This is a genomic window from Synechococcus sp. R55.7 (genome assembly GCF_047461955.1).
In the GTDB taxonomy this organism is placed as follows: domain Bacteria; phylum Cyanobacteriota; class Cyanobacteriia; order Thermostichales; family Thermostichaceae; genus Thermostichus.
This window is the reverse complement of sequence record NZ_JANSIC010000029.1, coordinates 1-2224: the sequence shown is the minus strand read 5'-3', so window position 1 is coordinate 2224 and position 2224 is coordinate 1. Positions and strand designations below refer to the sequence as shown.

Annotated in this window: 2 protein-coding genes; one reads left to right on the top strand and one right to left on the bottom strand. The window is 56.0% G+C overall.

The window, feature by feature from the left end; translation table 11 throughout:
* Window position 1 precedes the first annotated feature (1 nt).
* Entirely contained in the window at window positions 2-1780 is a 1779-nt protein-coding gene (locus tag NW820_RS02715; RefSeq protein ID WP_414406622.1) for a glycosyltransferase family 2 protein, read from the top strand.
* Window positions 1781-1835: 55 nt separating this feature from the next.
* Here the strand turns inward: NW820_RS02715 and NW820_RS02710 are convergent, their stop codons facing one another.
* A complete protein-coding gene (locus NW820_RS02710; protein ID WP_099812809.1) occupies window positions 1836-2195 on the bottom strand; it encodes a hypothetical protein in 360 nt (119 codons plus the stop codon).
* Window positions 2196-2224: the final 29 nt, after the last annotated feature.

The window sequence follows — 2224 nt, the reverse complement described above, 5'->3', positions numbered from 1 at the left end:
CCTGGGGCAGGTGCTGACCCGGCTGAGCTACCTCTCCACCCCCGAGTATCTCAGCATCCTAGCCCATTTGCTGGGCTATCCTTCCGTCTCGGAGCTGATAGGGACAGGGCTGCTCCACCGCGACGAGAGCCTGAGCCGGCAGTTTGATCCCGAGGTGATGATGCGCCACCTCTTCTACCCCTTGAGCTGGACGGATGAGCACACCCTTACAGTGATGGTCAATGACCCCCTGGACTGGGAGGTGGATGAGATCCTCTACGCTTGGCGGCCAGGCTTGCGTATTGAAAAAGTTCTGGGCACCGAGCAGGATATCACGCAACTGCTCAGCCAAGACCAGGGATCCCGCTTCAGCCAAGAGGCGGTGTACAAGCTGATGGCCCGCCTGCCAGAAGAATCGGCCTCGCGGGTGTTTACTCCTTCTCAGATTGCAGTGGGCTACGGCCTGCTGCTGCTGTTGCTTTGGGGATTGGCCACTGCTCCCTGGACGACCCTGACGATTTTGGTGGTGCTGATCAATCTCTTCTACGTGGCCTCGATTCTGTTTAAGCTATTGCTCAGTCTTGTGGGATCCGCCGATCGCTTCCACCAGATTACCGATGAGGAAGTAGCCGCTTTGGATGATCGCGACTTGCCCATCTACACCATCCTGGTGCCGGTCTACAAAGAGCCGGAAGTAATGCCGATTTTGATCAAGTCTCTCTCTAAGCTGGATTACCCCCACGAGCGGTTGGATGTGCTTATTCTGTTGGAGGAAAACGACCGAGACACCATTGAGGCAGCTCGAGCTGCCAAGCCCCCCCGCTACGTGCGCCTGCTCATCGTGCCAGATAGCAAGCCCAAGACCAAACCCAAAGCCTGCAACTACGGCCTGGCCTTTGCCCGTGGCGAATACCTCACCATCTACGACGCTGAAGACATTCCGGATCCAGACCAACTCAAAAAAGCAGTCATTGCCTTCCGAAAAGGGGATCCCAGCTTGGTCTGCGTCCAGGCTGCCCTCAACTACTTCAACCGCAGCGAGAACTTCCTCACCCGCATGTTCACCCTGGAGTATTCCTATTGGTTTGATTACCTTCTGCCGGGTTTGGAAACTCTCAGAATGCCGATCCCCTTGGGTGGCACCAGCAACCACTTTCGCACCGACCGCCTGCGGGAGCTGCAGGGATGGGATCCGTTCAACGTCACTGAAGACGCCGACTTGGGCATCCGCGCCAGCCAGCACGGCTATACCGTGGGCGTGATCAACTCCACCACCTACGAAGAGGCCAACTGTGCCGTTAAAAACTGGATCCGGCAGCGCTCCCGCTGGATCAAAGGCTACATGCAAACTTGGCTGGTGCACAACCGCAACCCCCTGCGCTCGTTGCGCAAGCTGGGCCTCAAAAACTGGCTATCCTACCAATTTTTTATCGGGGGCAGCTTCTTTACCTTTCTCACCAGCCCCATCATGTGGCTGCTGTTTATTTACTGGCTGCTCACCCGCGCCCATTGGCTGCAAAACCTATTTCCCAGTTGGCTGGTTTATCTGGGCTTGTTTAACCTCCTGGTGGGCAATGCCATTGGGATTTACCTCAACTTGGTGGCCGTTTTCCGGCGAGGGTACTACGATCTGGCCTTCTATGCCCTGCTCAACCCCATCTACTGGCAACTGCACTCTATGGCAGCTTACATGGCTCTGTGGCAGCTTTTCACCAAGCCCTTCTACTGGGAAAAGACCATCCACGGGCTGAGCAAGTTTACCCATGCCAAAGTCCAGGAAGCTGCTCATAAAGCAGCCTAGGCTACTGAATCGGTTTCCCAAGCAGTGGTGACGAAGTGAGGACAGCCAGCACCCCTCAGAAGCTGTAGTCCGAATCTACGATCACAGCACAACCACTGGGGTGGAGACAGCTAGCCATGATCACCTTGACAGAAAAGTTGCCCTCGTAGGGCGCCTGCACGATGGGGAAATCGTCCAACAGTTCGTCTGCAGCCACCACCTGACCGCTGGCATCGTAAAGCACCAGATCCACATCGAAGCAATCCTGGTCGCACTGCGCCCAGATGTTTTCACCTCGGTAGAAATAGCCTGTAACTACGGTCGATTGTCCATTAAGAAGCCACAAACTACGGCTCTGAGCCCAAGCGGCAGCGCCCCCGATAACTGTGGCCGCTCCTATTAAGCTTGCCACCAACCAGCCCCGCACCGAAGCCATAAGACTGCCCTCCTACTGAAAAACGGAGA